The organism is Streptomyces sp. NPDC059080, assembly GCF_042739975.1.
GTDB lineage: Bacteria > Actinomycetota > Actinomycetes > Streptomycetales > Streptomycetaceae > Streptomyces > Streptomyces benahoarensis.
Window position 1 is genome coordinate 106,144 of record NZ_JBHYGX010000012.1, and the last position, 16,781, is coordinate 122,924.

19 protein-coding genes are annotated in these 16,781 nt (G+C 73.4%); 3 read left to right on the plus strand and 16 right to left on the minus strand.

The genetic code is table 11. The features are described from left to right. Nucleotides 1-91: 91 nt before the first annotated feature. From ACFWWQ_RS12950 to ACFWWQ_RS12980, 7 genes are all read right to left on the minus strand, one after another. Nucleotides 92-424, minus strand: coding sequence for a TcmI family type II polyketide cyclase (locus tag ACFWWQ_RS12950; protein WP_384594664.1), 333 nt, complete (start codon nt 422-424; stop codon nt 92-94). Nucleotides 425-484: 60 nt separating this feature from the next. After that, entirely contained in the window at nt 485-964 is a 480-nt protein-coding gene (locus ACFWWQ_RS12955) for an SRPBCC family protein (protein ID WP_384594667.1), read from the minus strand. Between the two features lies 1 nt (nt 965). Next, nucleotides 966-1,223 (minus strand): phosphopantetheine-binding protein, encoded by a 258-nt coding sequence (locus tag ACFWWQ_RS12960; protein WP_384594670.1) that lies wholly within the window; start codon nt 1,221-1,223, stop codon nt 966-968. Nucleotides 1,224-1,237: 14 nt separating this feature from the next. Then, the gene (locus tag ACFWWQ_RS12965; protein ID WP_384594673.1) at nt 1,238-2,485 is read right to left on the minus strand and encodes a beta-ketoacyl synthase N-terminal-like domain-containing protein; all 1,248 of its coding nucleotides are present in this window, start codon (nt 2,483-2,485) and stop codon (nt 1,238-1,240) included. After that, nucleotides 2,482-3,750, minus strand: a complete 1,269-nt coding sequence (locus tag ACFWWQ_RS12970) for a beta-ketoacyl-[acyl-carrier-protein] synthase family protein (RefSeq protein WP_384594675.1) — start codon at nt 3,748-3,750, stop codon at nt 2,482-2,484. The genes ACFWWQ_RS12965 and ACFWWQ_RS12970 overlap by 4 nt, the downstream gene beginning before the upstream one ends. Continuing rightward, the gene (locus ACFWWQ_RS12975) at nt 3,747-4,190 is read right to left on the minus strand and encodes a cupin domain-containing protein (RefSeq protein WP_384594678.1); all 444 of its coding nucleotides are present in this window, start codon (nt 4,188-4,190) and stop codon (nt 3,747-3,749) included. The genes ACFWWQ_RS12970 and ACFWWQ_RS12975 overlap by 4 nt, the downstream gene beginning before the upstream one ends. 78 nt (nt 4,191-4,268) lie before the next feature. Further along, nucleotides 4,269-5,387 carry a SchA/CurD-like domain-containing protein gene (locus ACFWWQ_RS12980; RefSeq protein ID WP_384594681.1) on the minus strand — a complete coding sequence of 373 codons (1,119 nt, stop codon included), beginning with the start codon at nt 5,385-5,387 and terminating at the stop codon, nt 4,269-4,271. A gap of 239 nt (nt 5,388-5,626) precedes the next feature. On the opposite strand from ACFWWQ_RS12980, the gene ACFWWQ_RS12985 reads away from it, so the two are divergent. Next, nucleotides 5,627-7,261, plus strand: a complete 1,635-nt coding sequence (locus ACFWWQ_RS12985) for an FAD-dependent oxidoreductase (protein WP_384594684.1) — start codon at nt 5,627-5,629, stop codon at nt 7,259-7,261. A 135-nt stretch (nt 7,262-7,396) separates the two neighbouring features. Here ACFWWQ_RS12985 and ACFWWQ_RS12990 read toward each other — a convergent pair whose 3' ends face one another. Next, nucleotides 7,397-8,848 (minus strand): hypothetical protein, encoded by a 1,452-nt coding sequence (locus tag ACFWWQ_RS12990; protein ID WP_384594687.1) that lies wholly within the window; start codon nt 8,846-8,848, stop codon nt 7,397-7,399. Between ACFWWQ_RS12990 and ACFWWQ_RS12995 the strand changes: the two genes are divergently transcribed. Next, a complete protein-coding gene (locus tag ACFWWQ_RS12995; protein WP_285229399.1) occupies nt 8,843-8,971 on the plus strand; it encodes a hypothetical protein in 129 nt (42 codons plus the stop codon). The genes ACFWWQ_RS12990 and ACFWWQ_RS12995 overlap by 6 nt on opposite strands. 210 nt (nt 8,972-9,181) lie before the next feature. After that, entirely contained in the window at nt 9,182-9,895 is a 714-nt protein-coding gene (locus ACFWWQ_RS13000) for a class F sortase (protein WP_384594690.1), read from the plus strand. A 225-nt stretch (nt 9,896-10,120) separates the two neighbouring features. Here ACFWWQ_RS13000 and ACFWWQ_RS13005 read toward each other — a convergent pair whose 3' ends face one another. From ACFWWQ_RS13005 to ACFWWQ_RS13040, 8 genes are all read right to left on the minus strand, one after another. After that, complete coding sequence (locus tag ACFWWQ_RS13005) at nt 10,121-10,420, minus strand: DUF1876 domain-containing protein (RefSeq protein ID WP_143944110.1); 300 nt, start codon at nt 10,418-10,420, stop codon at nt 10,121-10,123. 58 nt (nt 10,421-10,478) lie between these two features. Beyond that, complete coding sequence (locus ACFWWQ_RS13010; RefSeq protein WP_384594693.1) at nt 10,479-11,450, minus strand: universal stress protein; 972 nt, start codon at nt 11,448-11,450, stop codon at nt 10,479-10,481. Between the two features lie 312 nt (nt 11,451-11,762). After that, entirely contained in the window at nt 11,763-12,896 is a 1,134-nt protein-coding gene (paaE, locus tag ACFWWQ_RS13015) for a 1,2-phenylacetyl-CoA epoxidase subunit PaaE (RefSeq protein WP_384594696.1), read from the minus strand. Then, nucleotides 12,896-13,414, minus strand: coding sequence for a 1,2-phenylacetyl-CoA epoxidase subunit PaaD (gene paaD / locus ACFWWQ_RS13020; protein ID WP_384594838.1), 519 nt, complete (start codon nt 13,412-13,414; stop codon nt 12,896-12,898). The genes paaE and paaD overlap by 1 nt, the downstream gene beginning before the upstream one ends. Nucleotides 13,415-13,416: 2 nt before the next feature. Continuing rightward, nucleotides 13,417-14,283: a 1,2-phenylacetyl-CoA epoxidase subunit PaaC gene (paaC, locus tag ACFWWQ_RS13025; RefSeq protein ID WP_384594699.1), complete on the minus strand. Its 867-nt coding sequence runs from the start codon at nt 14,281-14,283 to the stop codon at nt 13,417-13,419. A 19-nt stretch (nt 14,284-14,302) separates the two neighbouring features. Beyond that, the gene (gene paaB, locus ACFWWQ_RS13030) at nt 14,303-14,605 is read right to left on the minus strand and encodes a 1,2-phenylacetyl-CoA epoxidase subunit PaaB (protein ID WP_143944113.1); all 303 of its coding nucleotides are present in this window, start codon (nt 14,603-14,605) and stop codon (nt 14,303-14,305) included. Next, complete coding sequence (gene paaA, locus ACFWWQ_RS13035; RefSeq protein WP_384594703.1) at nt 14,602-15,606, minus strand: 1,2-phenylacetyl-CoA epoxidase subunit PaaA; 1,005 nt, start codon at nt 15,604-15,606, stop codon at nt 14,602-14,604. The genes paaB and paaA overlap by 4 nt, the downstream gene beginning before the upstream one ends. 212 nt (nt 15,607-15,818) lie before the next feature. Continuing rightward, a complete protein-coding gene (locus ACFWWQ_RS13040) occupies nt 15,819-16,691 on the minus strand; it encodes a 3-hydroxyacyl-CoA dehydrogenase family protein (RefSeq protein ID WP_384594706.1) in 873 nt (290 codons plus the stop codon). Nucleotides 16,692-16,781: the final 90 nt, after the last annotated feature.

Sequence of the window (16,781 nt, forward strand, 5' to 3'; positions counted from 1 at the left end):
CTCCCCGCGCCCCGCCGCGCCCAGGGCAGGGGCCGCCGGGCGGGGTACAGCCCCGCGGGGGGCGGCCCGTTGCGGTGCGCGCGGCGGCCGGTCAGCCCAGGCCCTCGCGCTCCCACCGGTAGAACTGGTGGGCCATCGCATCCTTCGGCCCGCGCCAGGTCTCGGGGTCGTACGGGCTGACGAACGACGACAGCCGGTCGCTGATGGAGCGGAACTCCGGGTGCGAGGTCACCTTGGCGATCTCCGGTCCGGGCGGCTGCTCCGACTCGATGAGGTGCAGATACACGTCGCCGAACTGGAACAGCGTCCGCCGGGTGACGCCGACCAGCTGCGGCAGCTCCGTCCGGTCGGACGCCGCGAACACGTCCGCGATCTTCGGCGCCGACTCCGGAGCCATCCGGGCGACGATCAGTGCGTGGTGCATCGGTCAGGTACCTTTCCCGCCGCCCCGGGGGCGGCGTGGCGAACGCGGGCCTGCGGCCCGTCAGTTGGCGGGGGCGGAGGCGCCGCGCAGCTCCCGGGCGCGCTGTTCGATCTTGTCGCGGATCAGCTCCAGCTGGATGCGGGAATTGCGGTTGATGTGGTCGGTCATGCCCTGGTCGTCGACGGGCGCCTGCGGCTTCATCGCGAAGTCCTGCGTCCAGTGCATGGTCGTGCCGGTCTTGTTCGGCGTGTACGTCCAGTGGATGTCCATGTGCTCGAACGGGCCGGTCTCGACGCGGCGCGCCCGCACGCTCAGGGCCTCGCGGTCGGCGGTCCGCTCCGACACCCAGCTCCAGACCTTGCCGTTGTCGTCCGGATGCATCGTCAGCCGGAACGTCGTGCTGTTGCCCTCCCGGGAGAGGATCTCGACCGACGCGTACTCGCTGAAGAGCTGCGGCCAGTTCTCCAGGTCGTTGGTCACCTCCCAGACCAGGTCGAGCGGGGCGGCGATGGTGATGGCGTTCTCGGTGTGGCCGGGCATGTCAGGCTCCTGTCGGGGATGCGGCGTTGACGAGGTCGAGGAAGTCGCGGGGGGAGCGGCAGCGTTCGGCGTCCTCCGGCATGGGGTGCTCGAAGCGGTTCTCCAGCTCACCCACGATGCCGAGCAGGCCGAGCGAGTCGAGACCCAGCTCGGCGAACGGCACGTCGGGATGGGCCGCCATCTGCTTCGGGTCGACGGTCACGCCCGCGGCCGACTTCATCAGCGCGGACAGTTCGTCGAAGGTCAGTCGGTCGGTCATGGCAGTTCTCCTTCTCATGAGGGGGAGCCGTCGGCCCGCCGCAGCACCAGCGCCGCGTTCGAACCCATCAGCCCCCGGCTCAGGACGAGCGCGGTGCGCAGCTCGGCGGGGCGCGCCCAGCCGGTCACCACGTCCAGGTCGTGGCAGACGTCCACGACGTTCGGCGTCGGCGGCACCACCCCGTGCTCCAGGGACAGCACCGCCGCCGCCGTGTCCAGGACCGGGGCGCCGCAGTACGCCCGCCCCGTCCCGGTCTTCGGCGCGGTCACCGGAACCCGCGCCGCGTGCCCGCCGAGCGCGTCGGCGAGCGCCAGGGCCTCGGCGCGGTCGGCCGCCGGAACGCCCAGCGCGTCGGCGAAGACCACATCGATCTCCTCCGGGGCGCACTCCGCCTCCGCCAGCGCGACCTCGATGGCCCGCGCCAGCCCGGCCCGGGACTGGGCCCACCGGGACGCGCCGGTGAACGTCGCCCCGTGCCCCGCCACCACCGCGCGCACCGCAGCCCCCCGCTCCCGCGCCGTCCGCTCCTCCTCGACGACGAGCATCGCGCCGCCCTCGGCGGGCACGAACCCGCAGGCCCGGGAGGTGAACGGCCGGTAGGCGCGGTTCGGGTCGGGCACCAGGCTGAGGTCCTCGTACCCGAGCTGGCAGACGATCGAGTACGGCGCCAGCGGCGCCTCCGCGGCACCCACCACCACGGCGTCGGTGCCGCGCGCGAGGGTGCGGGCGGCGTGTGCCAGCGCGTCCAGACCACCGGCCTCATCGCTCGCCACCACCCCGCACGGCCCCTTGAAGCCGCCGCGGATGGAGACCTGACCGGTGCTCGCCGCGTAGAACCACGCGATCGACTGGTACGGGCCGACATGGCGCGGCCCCTGGCCCCACAGGTGCTGCAGCTCCCGCTGGCCGAACGCGCCGCCGCCGGAGCCCGCGGCGGTCACCACGCCCACCGCGTACGGCGAGCGGTCGTCGTCGGGCACCAGCCCGGCGTCCTCCAGGGCGAGGTCCGCCGCCGCCATCGCGAAGTGCGTGAAGCGGTCCGTCTGGACCAGGAACCGCTCCTCCACCAGCCCGCCGGGATCGAAGTCCCGGACCTCGCCCGCCACCTTCAGCGGCAGCTGCCCGCAGCCTTCGCGGGTGACGCGGTCCAGGACGCTGATGCCCTCCCGGGTCGCCTTCCAGAACGGTTCGGTGCCGGTGCCGTTGGGGGCCACCACACCGATGCCGGTGACGGCGCAGCGGCGTCGCTCACCTGCGCTCATGACACTCTCCCTCCCGGGTCCGTCAGGACCACGGCGGACTGGAAGCCGCCGAATCCGCTGCCGACCGACAGCACGGACCGCAGTCGGGCCTCCCGCGCGGTGCGCGGGACGTAGTCCAGGTCGCACTCCGGGTCCGGCGTCTCGTAGTTGGCGGTGGGCGGCACCACCTGATGGGCCAGCGCCAGTACCGACGCGACGATCTCGATCGCGCCGATCGCGCCCAGCGAATGCCCCACCATCGACTTGATGGAACTCATCGGCACCTTGCGGGCGTGTGCCCCCAAAGACCGTTTGACCGCGGCGGTTTCATGCCGGTCGTTCTGTTTGGTGCCCGACCCGTGCGCGTTGACGTAGTCGACCGCCGAGGCGTCGAGCCGGGCGTGGTCGAGGGCGTGGTTGATCGCCTCGGCCATCTCCAGCCCCTCCTGCGTCAGCCCCGTCATGTGGTACGCGTTCCCGAAGGTCGCGTAGCCGCCGATGACGCAGTGCACGGTGGCGCCGCGGGCCCGGGCGTGCTCCAGCTCCTCCAGGACGAGGACGGCGCCGCCCTCGCCCATCACGAACCCGTCGCGGTGCGCGTCGAACGGCCGGGAGGCGTGCTCCGGGTCGTCGTTGTTGGCCGACGTCGCCTTGATCGCGTCGAAGCACGCCACCGTGATCGGGGAGATGGGGGAGTCCGACGCGCCCGCGACGCACACATCGGCCCGGCCCTCCTCGATCGTGTGGAACGCGTACCCGATCGCGTCAAGACCGGAGGTGCAGCCCGTCGACACGGTCTGCACCGGCCCGTGGGCGCCCACCTCCTCGGCCACCGCGGACGCCAGCGAACTGGGCGCGAACGCCCGCTCCAGGTACCGCCCGGACGGCCGGTGGTCGACGTCCCAGCGGGAGCCGGACGCGCTGACCGCCACGTAGTCGTGCTCCAGCCGGGTGGTGCCGCCGACCGCGGTGCCCAGCGACACCGCGACCCGCCACGGGTCCTGCGCCGCCATGTCGAGACCGGCGTCGCGCAGCGCCTCGGCGGCCGCGACCAGCGCGAACTGGACGTACCGGTCCGAGCGGGCGATCTGCTCGCCGGTCAGCCCGTGGGCCACCGGGTCGAAGTCGCACTCGGCGGCGATCCGGGAACGGAACCCCGTCGCGTCGAAGAGAGAGATGGCCCGGGTCGCCGTGCGCCCGGCGGACAGCAGGTCCCAGAAGGCGGGGACACCCACGCCGCCCGGCGCCACGATCCCCATGCCGGTGACCGCGACACGGCGGCTCATGAAGCCGCCTCCGTTCGTTCGGGTGGGCCCGCCTGCGCGGCGGTTCCGGACACCTCCGTGACCTCTGTGTCCACGTGCCCGAGCTCCGGGCGCGGCGCCAGCGGGCCCAGATGGAACACCATCCGCGCCTGGACGTCCCCGACGTTGCGGAAGCGGTGCCGCATCCCGAGGGGGATGAGCAGCGCCTGGTCCGGCACCAGCGGGAACGTCTCGTCGTCCAGGTCGACCTCCAGGGCGCCGTCCACGACGTAGACGAACTCCTCGGAGTAGGGGTGGTAGTGCTCGCCGATGCGCTCGCCCGGCTCGACGAGGGCCATGCCCATGAAGCCGCTCGTGGCGCCGACCGCGCTGGGCGTCAGCATCGCGCGCAGATCACCTCCGCGGCGGCGGTTGGGCTGTGTCTCGCCGAGGTCCACGATGCGTGGGCGGTGGGTGCTCATGGCTGTCTTCCTCCAGATGGTGCGGACGGTGTGGGGCGCCGCCCCGGCCGCGCGGCGGCGGGCGGCGAGCCGGTGCGGTCAGGGCCGCGGGGACCGGCGATCAGTGAGGAGCCGCATGTCGCAGCGGGCGAGGAACCGGGCCAGAGCGCGGTCGTCGGACAGCTCACCGGCCTCCCCGGTGTCCAGCAGCCGCCGCAGCACATCGGTCTTGCGGGGCCCGCGCACCCCGAGCACCGCCGCCGGATCGCGCTCCGGGGGAGCGGTCAGGTCGACGAGGCGGACGACGACGTCGTCGCGCTGGAAGACGGTGCTGGCGGCGACGGGGCTCGCCGGATCGTCGGCCGCCGCCTCGTCCTGCTGCGCCAGCAGCCGCGCCAGCGCCATCCCGCAGCCCTCTTGGGCCGGGTAGAACAGCGCGTGGCGGGAGACGTCGGAGGGCGCCGCGGTACCGGCCGCCACATGGTGCACGGCGGGCAGCGCGGCGCGGGTGAAGAACATCCGGGCCGAGTTCGGGTCCGCCAGGTCACGGTCCTGCTCCAGATACGGGTTGATCGCCTCCTCGACCCGCTGGATCTCCGGCTGCCGGGCGATGTACCGCAGCGCGGCGACCAGATCGCCCTGCACCTCGACGGCCCGCACCACGCGGTTGCCGTGCAGGAAGAGAGAGGTGCGCAGCAGTCGGGTGGTGTCGTCGACCTGCGCCTCGGGCGAGGCGTAGCCGGCGAGGATCTCCGCCACCCGCGGTTCGCTGCCCGGCTTGACGGTGAACGTCAGGGCGTGCCGGACGATGCCGTCGCCGACGCGGGGGGAGGAGGGGAAGTGGCCCTTCACGGGCTCGGGGGTGGCATCCGCACCGTGGGCGGTCTCCCGCAGCACGCTGAACCGCAGCGAACGGGTGTCACGGACACAGCCGTGCAGCGGCTGCACCATCTCGACGTGCTCCTCACTGTTGACCCAGGCGAGGAACGGCGGAGCGCTCTCCCATTCGCTGGTGATCAGCCACTGTGAGGGGTTCTCGATGGACTGGCACAGCTGGTCGGAGAGGTGACCGGGGACGGAGGCGACCTGATTGCAGAGATGTTCGTACGCTTCGAGGAAACGCTGCTGGGCACCGTCGTGAAGGTCCAGGAGGAGAACGACCCGCAGGCGCGAGCCGTCGAAGGCGGACTGAGATATTCGTTCCGACACCATGGTCATCGGCTTCGCAACTCCTTGCGTGCGGCAGATCGTGTGACGGGCCATCAGGCCCGGTGCGCCGGGGCGTGGTGCCCAGCGCTCGCCGACGGCCCCGCGCCTGGGGTGGCCGTCGTGTCGATCGTGAACGGGTCCCACGGGGCGCGCGAGATCTGTGACCCATGCGGGTGAAGCATGATCGAATCGCCTGTCATCAGGGGAAATCCAGCCCGTACGCACCGCCGTAGGAGCTGGAGCACGCAATGAAATCAACGGCATCCGTCAGGGTTCCGGTACTCGTCGTCGGCGGATCCCTGGTGGGTCTGTCGGCCTCGTTGTTCCTGGGACGTCTGGGCGTCGAACACCTCCTGGTGGAACGGCACTCGGACACCTCGCGTCATCCGCGAGGACGGGGCAACAACGTCCGCACCATGGAGCTGTACCGCACCGCCGGCGTCGAGGACCGCATCCGCGAGGCGGCATCCGTCCTCGCCGACAACCACGGCATCCTTCAGGCACCCTCCCTGACGGGTGAGGAACAGCAGTGGCTGTTCCGGGAGATGGACCCGGGTGGCGGACTGGCCCGCTTCAGTCCCGCCGGCTGGTGCCTGTGCAGCCAGAACGACCTGGAGCCGGTCCTGGTGCGCGCCGCCCGCGAACTCGGCGGCGATCTGCGCTTCTCCCACGAGATGCTCTCCTTCGACCAGGACCCCGACGGAGTGACGGCCCTGGTCAAGAGCAGCGGGACCGGCGAGCACCTGACCGTGCGCGCCGACTACCTCATCGCCGCCGACGGCCCCCGCAGCCCCACCCGCGACCGCCTCGGCATCGCCATGGCCGGGCCCGGCGCCCTCTTCCACAACGTCAGCATCACCTTCCGCGCCCCGGGCCTGGCCGAGGTCGTCGGCGACCGCCATTTCATCGCCTGCTACCTCACCCACCCCGACGCCGACGGCGCCCTGCTGCCCGTCGACAACCACACCCACTGGGTCTTCCACGCCCCCTGGCACCCCGAGAGCGGCGAAACCCTGGAGGACTTCACCGATGCCCGCTGCGCCGACCACATCCGCCGCGCCACGGGCGCCCGCGACCTGGCCGTCGAGATCACCGGCAAGGCCCCCTGGCACGCCGCCGAGCGCGTCGCCGAACGCTACGGCTCCGGCCGCGTCTTCCTCGCCGGGGACTCCGCCCACGAGATGTCGCCCACCGGCGCGTTCGGCTCCAACACCGGCATCCAGGACGCCCACAACCTCGCCTGGAAACTCGCCGCCGTCCTCGACGGCTCGGCCGGACCCGGTCTGCTGGAGAGCTACGAGGCGGAGCGCCGCCCCGTCGCCCAGGAGACCAGCGCCCGCGCCTCGGCCCGCTCCGCCGAACACAGCCACCCCGGCTACGACCCGGCGCCCTCGGCCACCGGAGCGCGCCAGAAGGGCGTCCTGACGGTCGCCCTGGGCTACGCCTATCCGCGCGGCGCCGTGGTGGACGCCGCCCCGGACCTGCCCGTCGTCCCCGACCGCATGCGGCTCACCGGCGCCCCCGGCACCCGCGCCCCGCACCTGTGGCTGCGCTCCGGCGCCACCCGCCGCTCCACCCTCGACCTCTACGAGCGCTCCTTCGTGCTGCTCACCGGCTCCGCGGGCGCCGCCTGGCGCATCGCCGCCGCCGCGGTCGCCGCCGCCTGGTTGCTCCCCCTGGAGTGCTATGGCGTCGGCGACGGCCCCGGGGACGACTTCGCCCCCGAGGACGGCGCCGACTGGGCCGAGACCCACGGCACGACACCTGGCGGCGCCGTCCTGGTACGTCCGGACGGCTTCGTGGCGTGGCGGGCCCCCGGCCCCGTGGACGATCCGGAGGCGACGCTGCGCGACGCTCTGGGGCAGCTCCTCCGCCGCACCTGACGGCGACCCGCATGCGCCCACACCCGACGGCGCCCGCCACGGCCCACCCGGCCGCGGCGGGCGCCGCCGCGTGCGGGGAGGGGAGTCCGCCTGCCGAGAAGCGCTCAACGTGCCTTTGCAGAGGAGCATTTGATGCTACGTCAGGTATGTCTGCTCCGGGGCTCCGAGGCGTGACGAGGCAGCAACGGAAGCGCGGTGCGGGGGCTCGTTGCTCGGGGGTGAGCCGGAATTCCCCCGGTGCGGTGACGTGCGGCGGCGCCCGACGCCATCCAACGGGTGATGAACGGGCCCCGGGCCACTCGAAGAGCCCACAGTGTCGCTCGAATGCGGATCTCTCCGGTGGTGCGCCCCCGGATTTCGGATGACGGTGATCACGTCGCCACCGCGAATCCGATGCGCCGACGACCTGTCAGCCTTCGCGGTGCCGTACGTGAAAGGACACACGTTTTCATGCGCACTTCCCGCACCCTGTTCGCCTCGGCCGCCATCAGCGCGGTCCTCGCCGTCACGACTCCCGCCGCGTACGCGTTCACCGTCGCGGGCGACGGGAACGACGGCTCCTCTCACTCCAGCAGCGAACACCGCGACAACGACCACGACAAGGGCGACCACGACCGCGGCGACCGTGGGGACCGCGGCGACCGCGGCGACCGTGGGGACCGCGGCGACCGCGACCGTGACCGGGACCGTGACCGTGACCGGGACCGTGACCGGGACCGCGACCGGGACCGTGACCGCGACCACGGCCGTGACCGTGACCACGGCCGCGACCGCGACCGCGACCACGGCCGCGACCGCGACCACGGCCGTGACCACGACCGTGGCCACGGCCACGGCGACCGCGACCACGGCGACCGCGACCGCGACAACGGTCCGCGCGGTGGCATGCACACGGGCGGTGGCTTCCTCGCCAAGGTGATGGGCGACGACGAGGGCTCCGGCCGCGGCCACGACAAGGGCGACAAGAACGACCGCGGTGACCGCGGTGACCGGGGCGACCGCGGTGACCGCGGCGACCGTGGGGACCGGGGCGACCGGGGCGACCGGGGCGACCGGGGCGACCGCGGTGAGCACGGTGGCCGAGGTGAGCACGGTGAGCACGGCGGCCGAGGTGAGCACGGTGGCCGAGGTGAGCACGGTGGTCGCGGTGAGCACGGTGAGCACGGTGGCCGCGGTGAGCACGGCGACCGTGGTGGCCGCGGCGACCACGACCGCGACCGTGACAACGGTCCGCGCGGTGGCATGCACACGGGTGGTGGCTTCCTCGCCAAGGTGATGGGCGACGACGAGGGCGGCCGCGGTGACCGTGGCGACCGCGGCGACCGTGGGGACCGTGGCGACCGCGGTGACCGTGGGGACCGGGGCGACCGCGGTGACCGTGGGGACCGGGGCGACCGGGGCGAGCACGGTGGCCGTGGCGAGCACGGCGACCGTGGTGAGCACGGTGGTCGTGGTGAGCACGGCGACCGCGGTGAGCACGGTGGTCGTGGTGAGCACGGTGAGCACGGTGGCCGCGGTGAGCACGGTGGTCGTGGCGAGCACGGCGACCGCGACGACCGCGACAACGGTCCGCGCGGCGGCATGCACACCGGTGGTGGCGCCATGGCCCTCTCCGGCAGCGGCCTCGCCGCCGGTTCGGTCCTGCTCCTCGGTGGCCTCGGCGCCGGTGCGTACGTCCTGCGCCGCCGCAACTCCGGTGCGGCCGCCTGACCCCTCCCGCCCGGCGTAGATCGCTGAGCCGTCGCGGCCACCGTCCTCACCGGCGGTGGCCGCGGCGCTTGCGTTTCGCCCTTACGGCCACCCCGTACGCGCGGCGGACGACGCGGCCGACCGGAACCACCGTCCCGGCGCGCCGCCCCGCCCGATCCGTACGCGGACGGCCCTGAACAGCTCACCTCGTGTGGAAGAAAGGCACGTTCGATGGCTCCCGCGACTCCTCCCCGGCATCAGCCTCCGTCGAATCCGCGTCAGACCGGCGCCGCTCCCCGCCCGTTCGCCCGGGCCCTGATGTGGCCGGCGGCGGCCGTGGGCATGGGGGCCCTGCTCGTCTTCAACTCCCTCGACACCTCGGCGGACTCCAAGCCGCCCACCCCGCCCGCGGCCCTCGCACCCGTGGCGCCGAACGTCGCCCTGCCGACGACCGAACCGAAGACCTCCGCGGAGCTGCCCCGCTCCGTTCCGACCCGCATCCGCATCCCGCAGATCGGCGTCGACGCGCCGTTCACCCCGCTCTCCCTCGGCCCCACCGGCCAGCTCAACGCCCCGCCGCCGAACAACAGCAACCTCGCAGGCTGGTACAAGAACGGCGCCACCCCCGGCGAGAGCGGCTCCGCCATCGTCGCCGGACACGTCGACACCAAGACCGGCCCGGCAGTCTTCCTCCAGCTCGACGCGCTCAAGAAGGGCAGCACCATCAACATCACCCGCACCGACAAGACCGTCGCGACCTTCACCGTCGACGACGTCGCAACCTTCAGCAAGACCGGATTCCCCAGCGACCGGGTGTACAAGGACACCCCCAACCCGCAACTCCGGGTGATCACCTGCGGCGGTGCCTACGACAAGGCGGCCAAGGACTACACGGACAACGTCGTGGTCTTCGCCCATCTGACCTCGTCGAAGAAGGCGTCCTGAGCTGACCGAGCCGACCCGAGAGCATGCGGTGCGGAGGGAGGGCGGGCCTTGTGGCCCTCCCTCCCTCCGGTGCGGCCGGGGGCTTCGGTGCGGCCGGGCGGGTGGTGTAGCCGAGCACGGTGGTGTGGTCGGCGGGAGGCGTCGCCGCCGCCACGACGCCCACGGCCGGGGCGCCCACCGCGATCAGCACCGCGGCGACCGGGGAACGCCCCCGCGCCCTGCCGCTCAGGCCAACGTATCCGCCCACCCGTGCACCGCCGGTCCGCGCGACGGGGGCGGTGCCGCACCGACACCGGCCAGGTCCCGGTCGGCCACCCGCAGCAGCCGTCCGGCGAGGTCCTTCAGGGCGCGTCCGGACGCCAGCTCGTCGCCGATCTCGGGGATGTCCACGTCCTCCGGGTTGCAGTGGGCCGTGCCGCGGCCCGCGAGCGTGGCCGAGCCGGTGTCGAGCACCGCCCGCGCCTTCGTCGTCCCGTCCTCCTCGAAGAGCAGTATCCGCACCGTCCACTCGGTGGTTCGCGTCATGTCGTACCTCCGCTTCACAGGTCAGCCGCCGGTCGCCCGGGCGTCCGGCGGGGCGCAGTCACTCGTGCGGGACGACCGCCACCGGGCACGGCGCGTGGTGCAGCGCCGCCTGTCCGAGATGGCCGATCCGCGACGGGATCCGGGGACGCCGATGGCGCCGCCCGACGACCAGCAGCCCGGCCTGCCCGGCCTCCTCCAGCAGCGCCTGCACCGGGCTCTCCAGATCCACCCGCTCCACCACCCGCACGTCGGGATACCGCGACCGCCAGGGCCGCAGCGTCTCGGCCAGTTCCTTCCGGGCGTCGTGCGCGGTCTGCTCCGCCACGTACGGCTCCACCCCGCCGCCGCGGTTGTAGGCGTGCGCGGGCAGATGCCGCCCGTGGACCGCGCGCAGGGGGACCCCGTGCCGGGCGGCGGTCGCGAACGCGAAGTCCATCATCGCCATGCACGGTTCGTGCAGGCTCACCCCGACCACCACATCGCCCCGTCCGTCCGCGGTGGCGCCCTGCCGGGCCCGGACCAGCACCGTGGGCACGTTCACCCGGGTCACCAGCCGCAACGCGACATCGCCCAGCACGTACCGGGCCACCGGGCCCAGATTCCGGGAGCCGAGCACCAGCAGATCCGACCGGCCCGCCGCTTCGGACAGCGCCTCCAGCGGGTCGGCGGGCACCAGCTCCTCGTCCACCGGGAGATCCGGGTGGCGCGCCTGCACGGCGGCGCGTGCCTGCTCGACGATCCGGTGCGACCAGTGGTTCTGCTCCGCCGCGCGTGCCTTCCGCGCCGGCCGGATCCGCTGTAGCGACGCACCGCCCGGCTGTTGTGGCTCCGGTCCCGGCGGCTCCGTCCCCTGCGGTTCCGCGCCCGGCTCCGGCCGCTCCGGTACGAGCATCGTCCAGGCGTGCAGCAAGTGCAGCCGCGCGCCCCGCGTCTCGGCTTCCTCCGCCGCCCACAGCACGGCCGCCAGAGACTCGGGGCTGCCGTCCAGCCCCACCGTCACGGTGCCCGCCGCGGCGGTCGCGCTCGTCACGGCGCCGCTCCCCGGAGCCTCGGACCGCCTGTACGGCTCTGCATCACGGCACTCCCTTCCGGACGGCGCTCCTCCCGGCGGCTGCCCGGCGGAGCGACGCACCCTCTCCTTCCAGGGTGGCCGGATCCGGCGCTTCCGGCATGTGCCCACCGGAGGCCCGCGGTCCGGACGGGCCGGACGAGCCGGACGAGCCGAACGAGCTGGACGGACAGGCCGGAAACGGCGCCCGGCGGCGGCCGCCCGCGGCCACAGAGGTACCGGGCCACGCGCCGACGGGGAAGTGTCCTCCCGACGCCCCCGCCCCAGGGTGACTCAGCTGTCGAAGTCCACGGTCAACTCCTCGGACACCGGGAAGCTCTGGCAGGTCAGGACGTACCCGGCGGACACCTCGGCGTCCTCCAGCGCGTAGTTGCGGCGCATGTCCGCCGTGCCCTCGGTGACCAGCGCCCGGCAGGTGCCGCACACCCCGCCCTTGCAGGCGAACGGGGTGTCCGGGCGTATGCGCGCGGCGCCGTCCAGGATCGTGCTGTCGCGGGGGAGCGGGGCGGTGGTGGACCGGCCGTCCAGGACCAGCGTGACCCGGCTGACCGGACCCTCGACGGGCGCGTCCTTGTGGCGTACCGGACGGACCGGCTCGTCGTCGGCGAAGAACAGCTCCTGATGGATCCGCTCCCCGGGCACCCCCAGCTCCGCCAGCACCCGCTGGGCGTCGCGGACCATGCCGTGTGGACCGCACAGCCACCAGTGGTCGGCCGACGCCACGTCCACCAGCCCGTCGATCAGCGCGGCGAGCCGCGCCGCGTCCAGCCGCCCCGACAGCAGCTCCGCCTCGCGGGGCTCCCGGGAGAGCACATGACCCAGCTGGAACCGTGCCGGATGGAGATCCTTCAGATCGGCCAGGTCATCGGCGAACATCACCGAATCCGTCCGGCGGTTGCCGTAGAAGAGGGTGACCTGCGAACGGGAATCGGCGGCGAGCACCGACTCCGCGATCGAGACCATCGGGGTGATACCGGAACCCGCCGCGATCAGCACATGATGGCCGGGACGCGACAGATCCGGGGTGAACGCGCCCGTCGGCGCCATCACCTCGACGGTGTCCCCGGGACGGACCTCGTGCACCAGCCAGGAGGAGAACAGTCCGCCGGGCACCACCCGCACCCCGATACGCGGGCGGGAGCCCACCGGCGCACAGATCGAGTACGACCTCCGCTCGTCGCGCCCCTCGACCTCCTGGCGCAGCGTCAGCGACTGACCGGGACGGAACGCGAACTCCGCCGTCAGCTCCTCGGGCACCTCGAAGCTGATCGCCGCGGCGTCGTCGCACAGCGGCTCGACCTCCGCGACACGCAGCCGGTGGAACACGGGGCGGCGGCGCCGCGGGCGCGCGCCGGACAGCTCTTCCGGCGGCGTCGCCTCGGTCAGCTCGGACGAGGTCGGGGCCATCAGATCTCCTTGACGTACTCGAAAGGCTCGCGGCAACTCCCGCACCGCCACAGGGACTTGCAGGAGGTGGCGCCGAAGCGGGAGGTCTCCCGGGTGTCCGCCGACCCGCAGCGCGGGCACCGCACCGCGCGCCGCACGCCGGACAGCTCCAGCGGAACCGGCCCCGGGGTGCGCCGCGGCGCGGGACCGGGCGGGGCGATGCCGTGCTCGGCGAGCTTGCGGCGGCCCTCGGCGGTGATCCAGTCGGTGGTCCACGGCGGCTCCAGGGCCGTACGGATCGTGACCCGCGGGAACCCGGCGTTCCGCAGCCGCGCCGCGACCGCGGCGCGCATCTCCGCCATCGCCGGGCACCCCGAATACGTCGGCGTGAGCGTGGCCGTGACCGCGCCGTCCGCGGCGACCTCCACGCCCCGCAGCACCCCGAGATCGGCGAGGGTGAGCATCGGCAGCTCCGGGTCGGGCACCTCCGCCGCGACGCGCCGGGCCAGCGCGCCGGTGAGAGCGGTGACGGTCGTCATGGTCACCACACCCCCTCCGGATGGGCCCGCGCCACGCTCTGCAACTCGTCGAGCAGCGGCGCCAGATGGACGGTACGGTCCCCGTCGCGGCCGCTGCCGGGCAGCGGCGGCGCGTCCGGAAGCTCCAGCCCCGCCGCGTCACAGACCTGCCGCAGCACACCGGCCACCTCCTCCCGGAGGTCCGCCGGAGCCACCCCGCACACCAGGGCGCCGGTGAACAGCTCACCGGTGTACGGGGCGGCCTCGGCGAGCGCCGCGCCCATCCGGCGGTGCGACTCCTCGGTGCCGTCACCCAGCCGCACCGCCCAGTCCGCGGCGTACTGACGGTGGTACGTCAGCTCCTTGACGCCCTTGTCGGCGACGGCGGCCACCACCGGATCCGGCGCGCCGTGCGCGAGCCGGGTGAAGAGCGCGAGCCGCCAGCTCGACAGCCACAGCAGCCGCACGACGGAGAACGCGAAGTCGCCGTTGGGCAGTTCGGCCAGCCGGAGGCTGCGGAAGGCATCGGCGCCGCGGAAGTAGGCGAAGGCGTCCTCGTCCCGGCCGGAGCCGTCGGCCTGACCTGCGCGGGTGTACAGCAGCCGGGCCTGGCCCAGCAGGTCGAGGCCGATGTTGGCGAGTGCCACCTCCTCCTCCAGCTCCGGGGCGCAAGTGCACCACTGGGCCAGCCGCTGCGCGCCGACCAGCGCGTCATCGGCCAGCGCTGCACAGTCGGCGGCGAGCCGCGCCGCGTCCACCCCGGCGGGCACGGCCGTCTCCACGCCGTGCAGCGGGTCCTCGAAGCCGGTGCCGAACGCCCAGCGGGCGTCGCTCTCGCCGTGCTCCTCGGCCAGGGACAGGTAGATGTGATCGTCTTCGGTGTCGGCCATGTCCTGCTCCTCTCCGGCCTCAGATGTGCGGGACGTCGTCGGGTATGTCGTAGAAGGTGGGATGGCGGTAGATCTTGTCGGCGCTGGGCGCGAAGAACGGGTCCTTCTCGTCGCGGGTGGAGGCCGCTATGTGGGACGAGAGGACCACCCAGATGCTGACGCCCTCGTTGCGGCGGGTGTACAGATCGCGGGCGTGGGTGAGGGCCATCCGGTCGTCGGCGGCGTGCAGCGAGCCGACGTGGACGTGGTTGAGACCGCGCTTGCCGCGGATGAACACCTCGTACAGCGGCCAGCCGGCCTTCGGGTCGTCGGTGTCGCTCATGCCGCCGTTCCTTCCTCCGTGTGGGGCCCGCGCGGGCCGTGGGCCGCCTGCTTGGCCGCGTGGGCGGTGGCCGCCTCGCGCACCCAGGCGCCGTCCTCGTGTGCCGTCCGGCGGCGCGCCATCCGCTCGGTGTTGCAGGGCCCGTCGCCCTTGATGACGCGCTGGAGCTCGGACCAGTCGGGCGTCCCGAAGTCGTGACGTCCGCGCTCGGGGTTCCAGCGCAGCTCGGGGTCGGGCAGAGTCACGCCGAGCCGCTCCGCCTGGGGGACGGTCATGTCGACGAACCGGCTGCGCAGCTCGTCGTTGGTGTGCCGCTTGATCTTCCACGCCATCGACGCCGCGGAGTTGGGGGAGTCGCCGTCGGGCGGGCCGAACATCATCAGCGACGGCCACCACCAGCGGTTCACCGCGTCCTGGACCATCTCCCGCTGCGCCTCGGTGCCGCGCATCATCGTCATCAGCAGCTCGTAGCCCTGCCGCTGGTGGAACGACTCCTCCTTGCAGATCCGCACCATCGCGCGGGCGTACGGGCCGTACGAACTCCGGCACAGCGGCACCTGGTTGCAGATCGCGGCGCCGTCCACGAACCAGCCGATGACACCGACGTCGGCGAAGGTCGGCGTGGGGTAGTTGAAGATCGAGGAGTACTTCTGGCGGCCCGCGATCAGCCGCTCGGTCAGCTCGGTGCGCTCGGCGCCCAGCGTCTCGGCCGCGGAGTACAGATACAGGCCGTGCCCCGCCTCGTCCTGGACCTTGGCCAAGAGGATCGCCTTACGGCGCAGCGAGGGCGCCCGGGTGATCCACGCGCCCTCGGGCTGCATCCCGATGATCTCGGAGTGCGCGTGCTGCGCGATCTGCCGGACCAGGGTCTTGCGGTAGCCATCGGGCATCCAGTCACGCGGTTCGATGCGCCGGTCCTTGGCGATCGAGGTGTCGAACCGCTCCTGCAGCTCCTGCTCGGCGCCGCCGGTGGCCGACGGGGCGGAGTCTGTCGTGGTCATCGATACCAACTTCCCTACCGACCATTCGTTCGGTTCATATTCTGACGAGTTTCCGCGGTGCGGGCAAGCCCCTTTCGGCGGGCGAGGTGGCCGGGGCGGGCGCCGGACCTCTCCGGCACCCCGCGTCGTACGGCGGCGCAGGCCGGCCCGCATCCCCAGGGATCAGCGCCCGCCGCCGCACGGAGCAGCCCCTCCCGGCGCCGCCCGCCCCCTCACTCCCAGCGGTAGAACCCCCGCCCCGTCTTCCGCCCCAGCTCGCCCCGCGCCACCTTGGCGCGCAGCAGCTCCGGCGGGGCGAAGCGGTCACCGAGCGTGGCGTGCAGATGCTCGGCGATGGCCAGCCGGACATCCAGCCCCACCAGATCCGTCAGGCGCAGCGGTCCCATCGGATGGCGGTAGCCGAGGGTCATCGCGCCATCGATGGCTTCCGGCGCGGCGACGCCCTCCTCCACCATCCGGATCGCCTCCAGGCCCAGCGCCACCCCGAGGCGGCTGCTGGCGAACCCGGGGGAGTCCTTGACCACGACGTCCTTCTTGCCCAGCGCCCGCGTCCAGCCGAGCGCCCGCTCGACCGTCGCGTCGTCGGTGGCCGGTCCGACGACGATCTCCACGAGCGCGGAGGCCGGTACGGGGTTGAAGAAGTGCATGCCCAGGAAGCGGCCGGGACGGTCGAGCGCCGCCGCCAGCTCGGTGACCGGCAGGGAGCTGGTGTTGGTCGCCAGCACCGTCCCCTCGCAGACCGCCCGCTCCGCGGCGGCCAGCACCTCGGCCTTGAGCCCCGCGTCCTCCGGCACCGCCTCGACCACCAGCGCGGCCTCCGGCGGCAGTGCCCCGACCGACTCCACGGTGGCCACCCGGGCGAGTACCTCCTCGACCGCTTCCGCGAGCTTGCCGCGCTCGGCGGCGCGCCGCAGCCCCGTCGCGACCCGCTCGACGGCGGCGGCAGCCGCCCGTCCGTCGCTCTCCACGACCGTCACCGACGCCCCGGCGGCCGCGAAGGACTGCGCGATACCCGCGCCCATCCGGCCGCCGCCGATCACCCCGACGACGTCCGGCGCCGACGGCTCGGCAGATGCGCTGGTCATGCTCGTCTCCTCTGCTCCGCACCCTGTGTCGCCCGGATCTGCCCGGGCCCTGGTCCTGGCGTCACACTCCCGCCTGCCGCGCGACGACAG

What these genes read in the sequence shown, in the direction of transcription:
- ACFWWQ_RS12950 (WP_384594664.1), bottom strand. Translation starts at nt 424, where the DNA reads ATGCACCACGCACTGATCGTCGCCCGGATGGCTCCGGAGTCGGCGCCG.
- ACFWWQ_RS12955 (WP_384594667.1), bottom strand. Translation starts at nt 964, where the DNA reads ATGCCCGGCCACACCGAGAACGCCATCACCATCGCCGCCCCGCTCGAC.
- ACFWWQ_RS12960 (WP_384594670.1), bottom strand. Translation starts at nt 1,223, where the DNA reads ATGACCGACCGACTGACCTTCGACGAACTGTCCGCGCTGATGAAGTCG.
- ACFWWQ_RS12965 (WP_384594673.1), bottom strand. Translation starts at nt 2,485, where the DNA reads ATGAGCGCAGGTGAGCGACGCCGCTGCGCCGTCACCGGCATCGGTGTG.
- ACFWWQ_RS12970 (WP_384594675.1), bottom strand. Translation starts at nt 3,750, where the DNA reads ATGAGCCGCCGTGTCGCGGTCACCGGCATGGGGATCGTGGCGCCGGGC.
- ACFWWQ_RS12975 (WP_384594678.1), bottom strand. Translation starts at nt 4,190, where the DNA reads ATGAGCACCCACCGCCCACGCATCGTGGACCTCGGCGAGACACAGCCC.
- ACFWWQ_RS12980 (WP_384594681.1), bottom strand. Translation starts at nt 5,387, where the DNA reads ATGACCATGGTGTCGGAACGAATATCTCAGTCCGCCTTCGACGGCTCG.
- ACFWWQ_RS12985 (WP_384594684.1), top strand. Translation starts at nt 5,627, where the DNA reads ATGAAATCAACGGCATCCGTCAGGGTTCCGGTACTCGTCGTCGGCGGA.
- ACFWWQ_RS12995 (WP_285229399.1), top strand. Translation starts at nt 8,843, where the DNA reads ATGCACACCGGTGGTGGCGCCATGGCCCTCTCCGGCAGCGGCCTCGCC.
- ACFWWQ_RS13000 (WP_384594690.1), top strand. Translation starts at nt 9,182, where the DNA reads ATGGCTCCCGCGACTCCTCCCCGGCATCAGCCTCCGTCGAATCCGCGT.
- ACFWWQ_RS13005 (WP_143944110.1), bottom strand. Translation starts at nt 10,420, where the DNA reads ATGACGCGAACCACCGAGTGGACGGTGCGGATACTGCTCTTCGAGGAG.
- paaE (WP_384594696.1), bottom strand. Translation starts at nt 12,896, where the DNA reads ATGGCCCCGACCTCGTCCGAGCTGACCGAGGCGACGCCGCCGGAAGAG.
- paaD (WP_384594838.1), bottom strand. Translation starts at nt 13,414, where the DNA reads ATGACGACCGTCACCGCTCTCACCGGCGCGCTGGCCCGGCGCGTCGCG.
- paaC (WP_384594699.1), bottom strand. Translation starts at nt 14,283, where the DNA reads ATGGCCGACACCGAAGACGATCACATCTACCTGTCCCTGGCCGAGGAG.
- paaB (WP_143944113.1), bottom strand. Translation starts at nt 14,605, where the DNA reads ATGAGCGACACCGACGACCCGAAGGCCGGCTGGCCGCTGTACGAGGTG.
- paaA (WP_384594703.1), bottom strand. Translation starts at nt 15,606, where the DNA reads ATGACCACGACAGACTCCGCCCCGTCGGCCACCGGCGGCGCCGAGCAG.
- ACFWWQ_RS13040 (WP_384594706.1), bottom strand. Translation starts at nt 16,691, where the DNA reads ATGACCAGCGCATCTGCCGAGCCGTCGGCGCCGGACGTCGTCGGGGTG.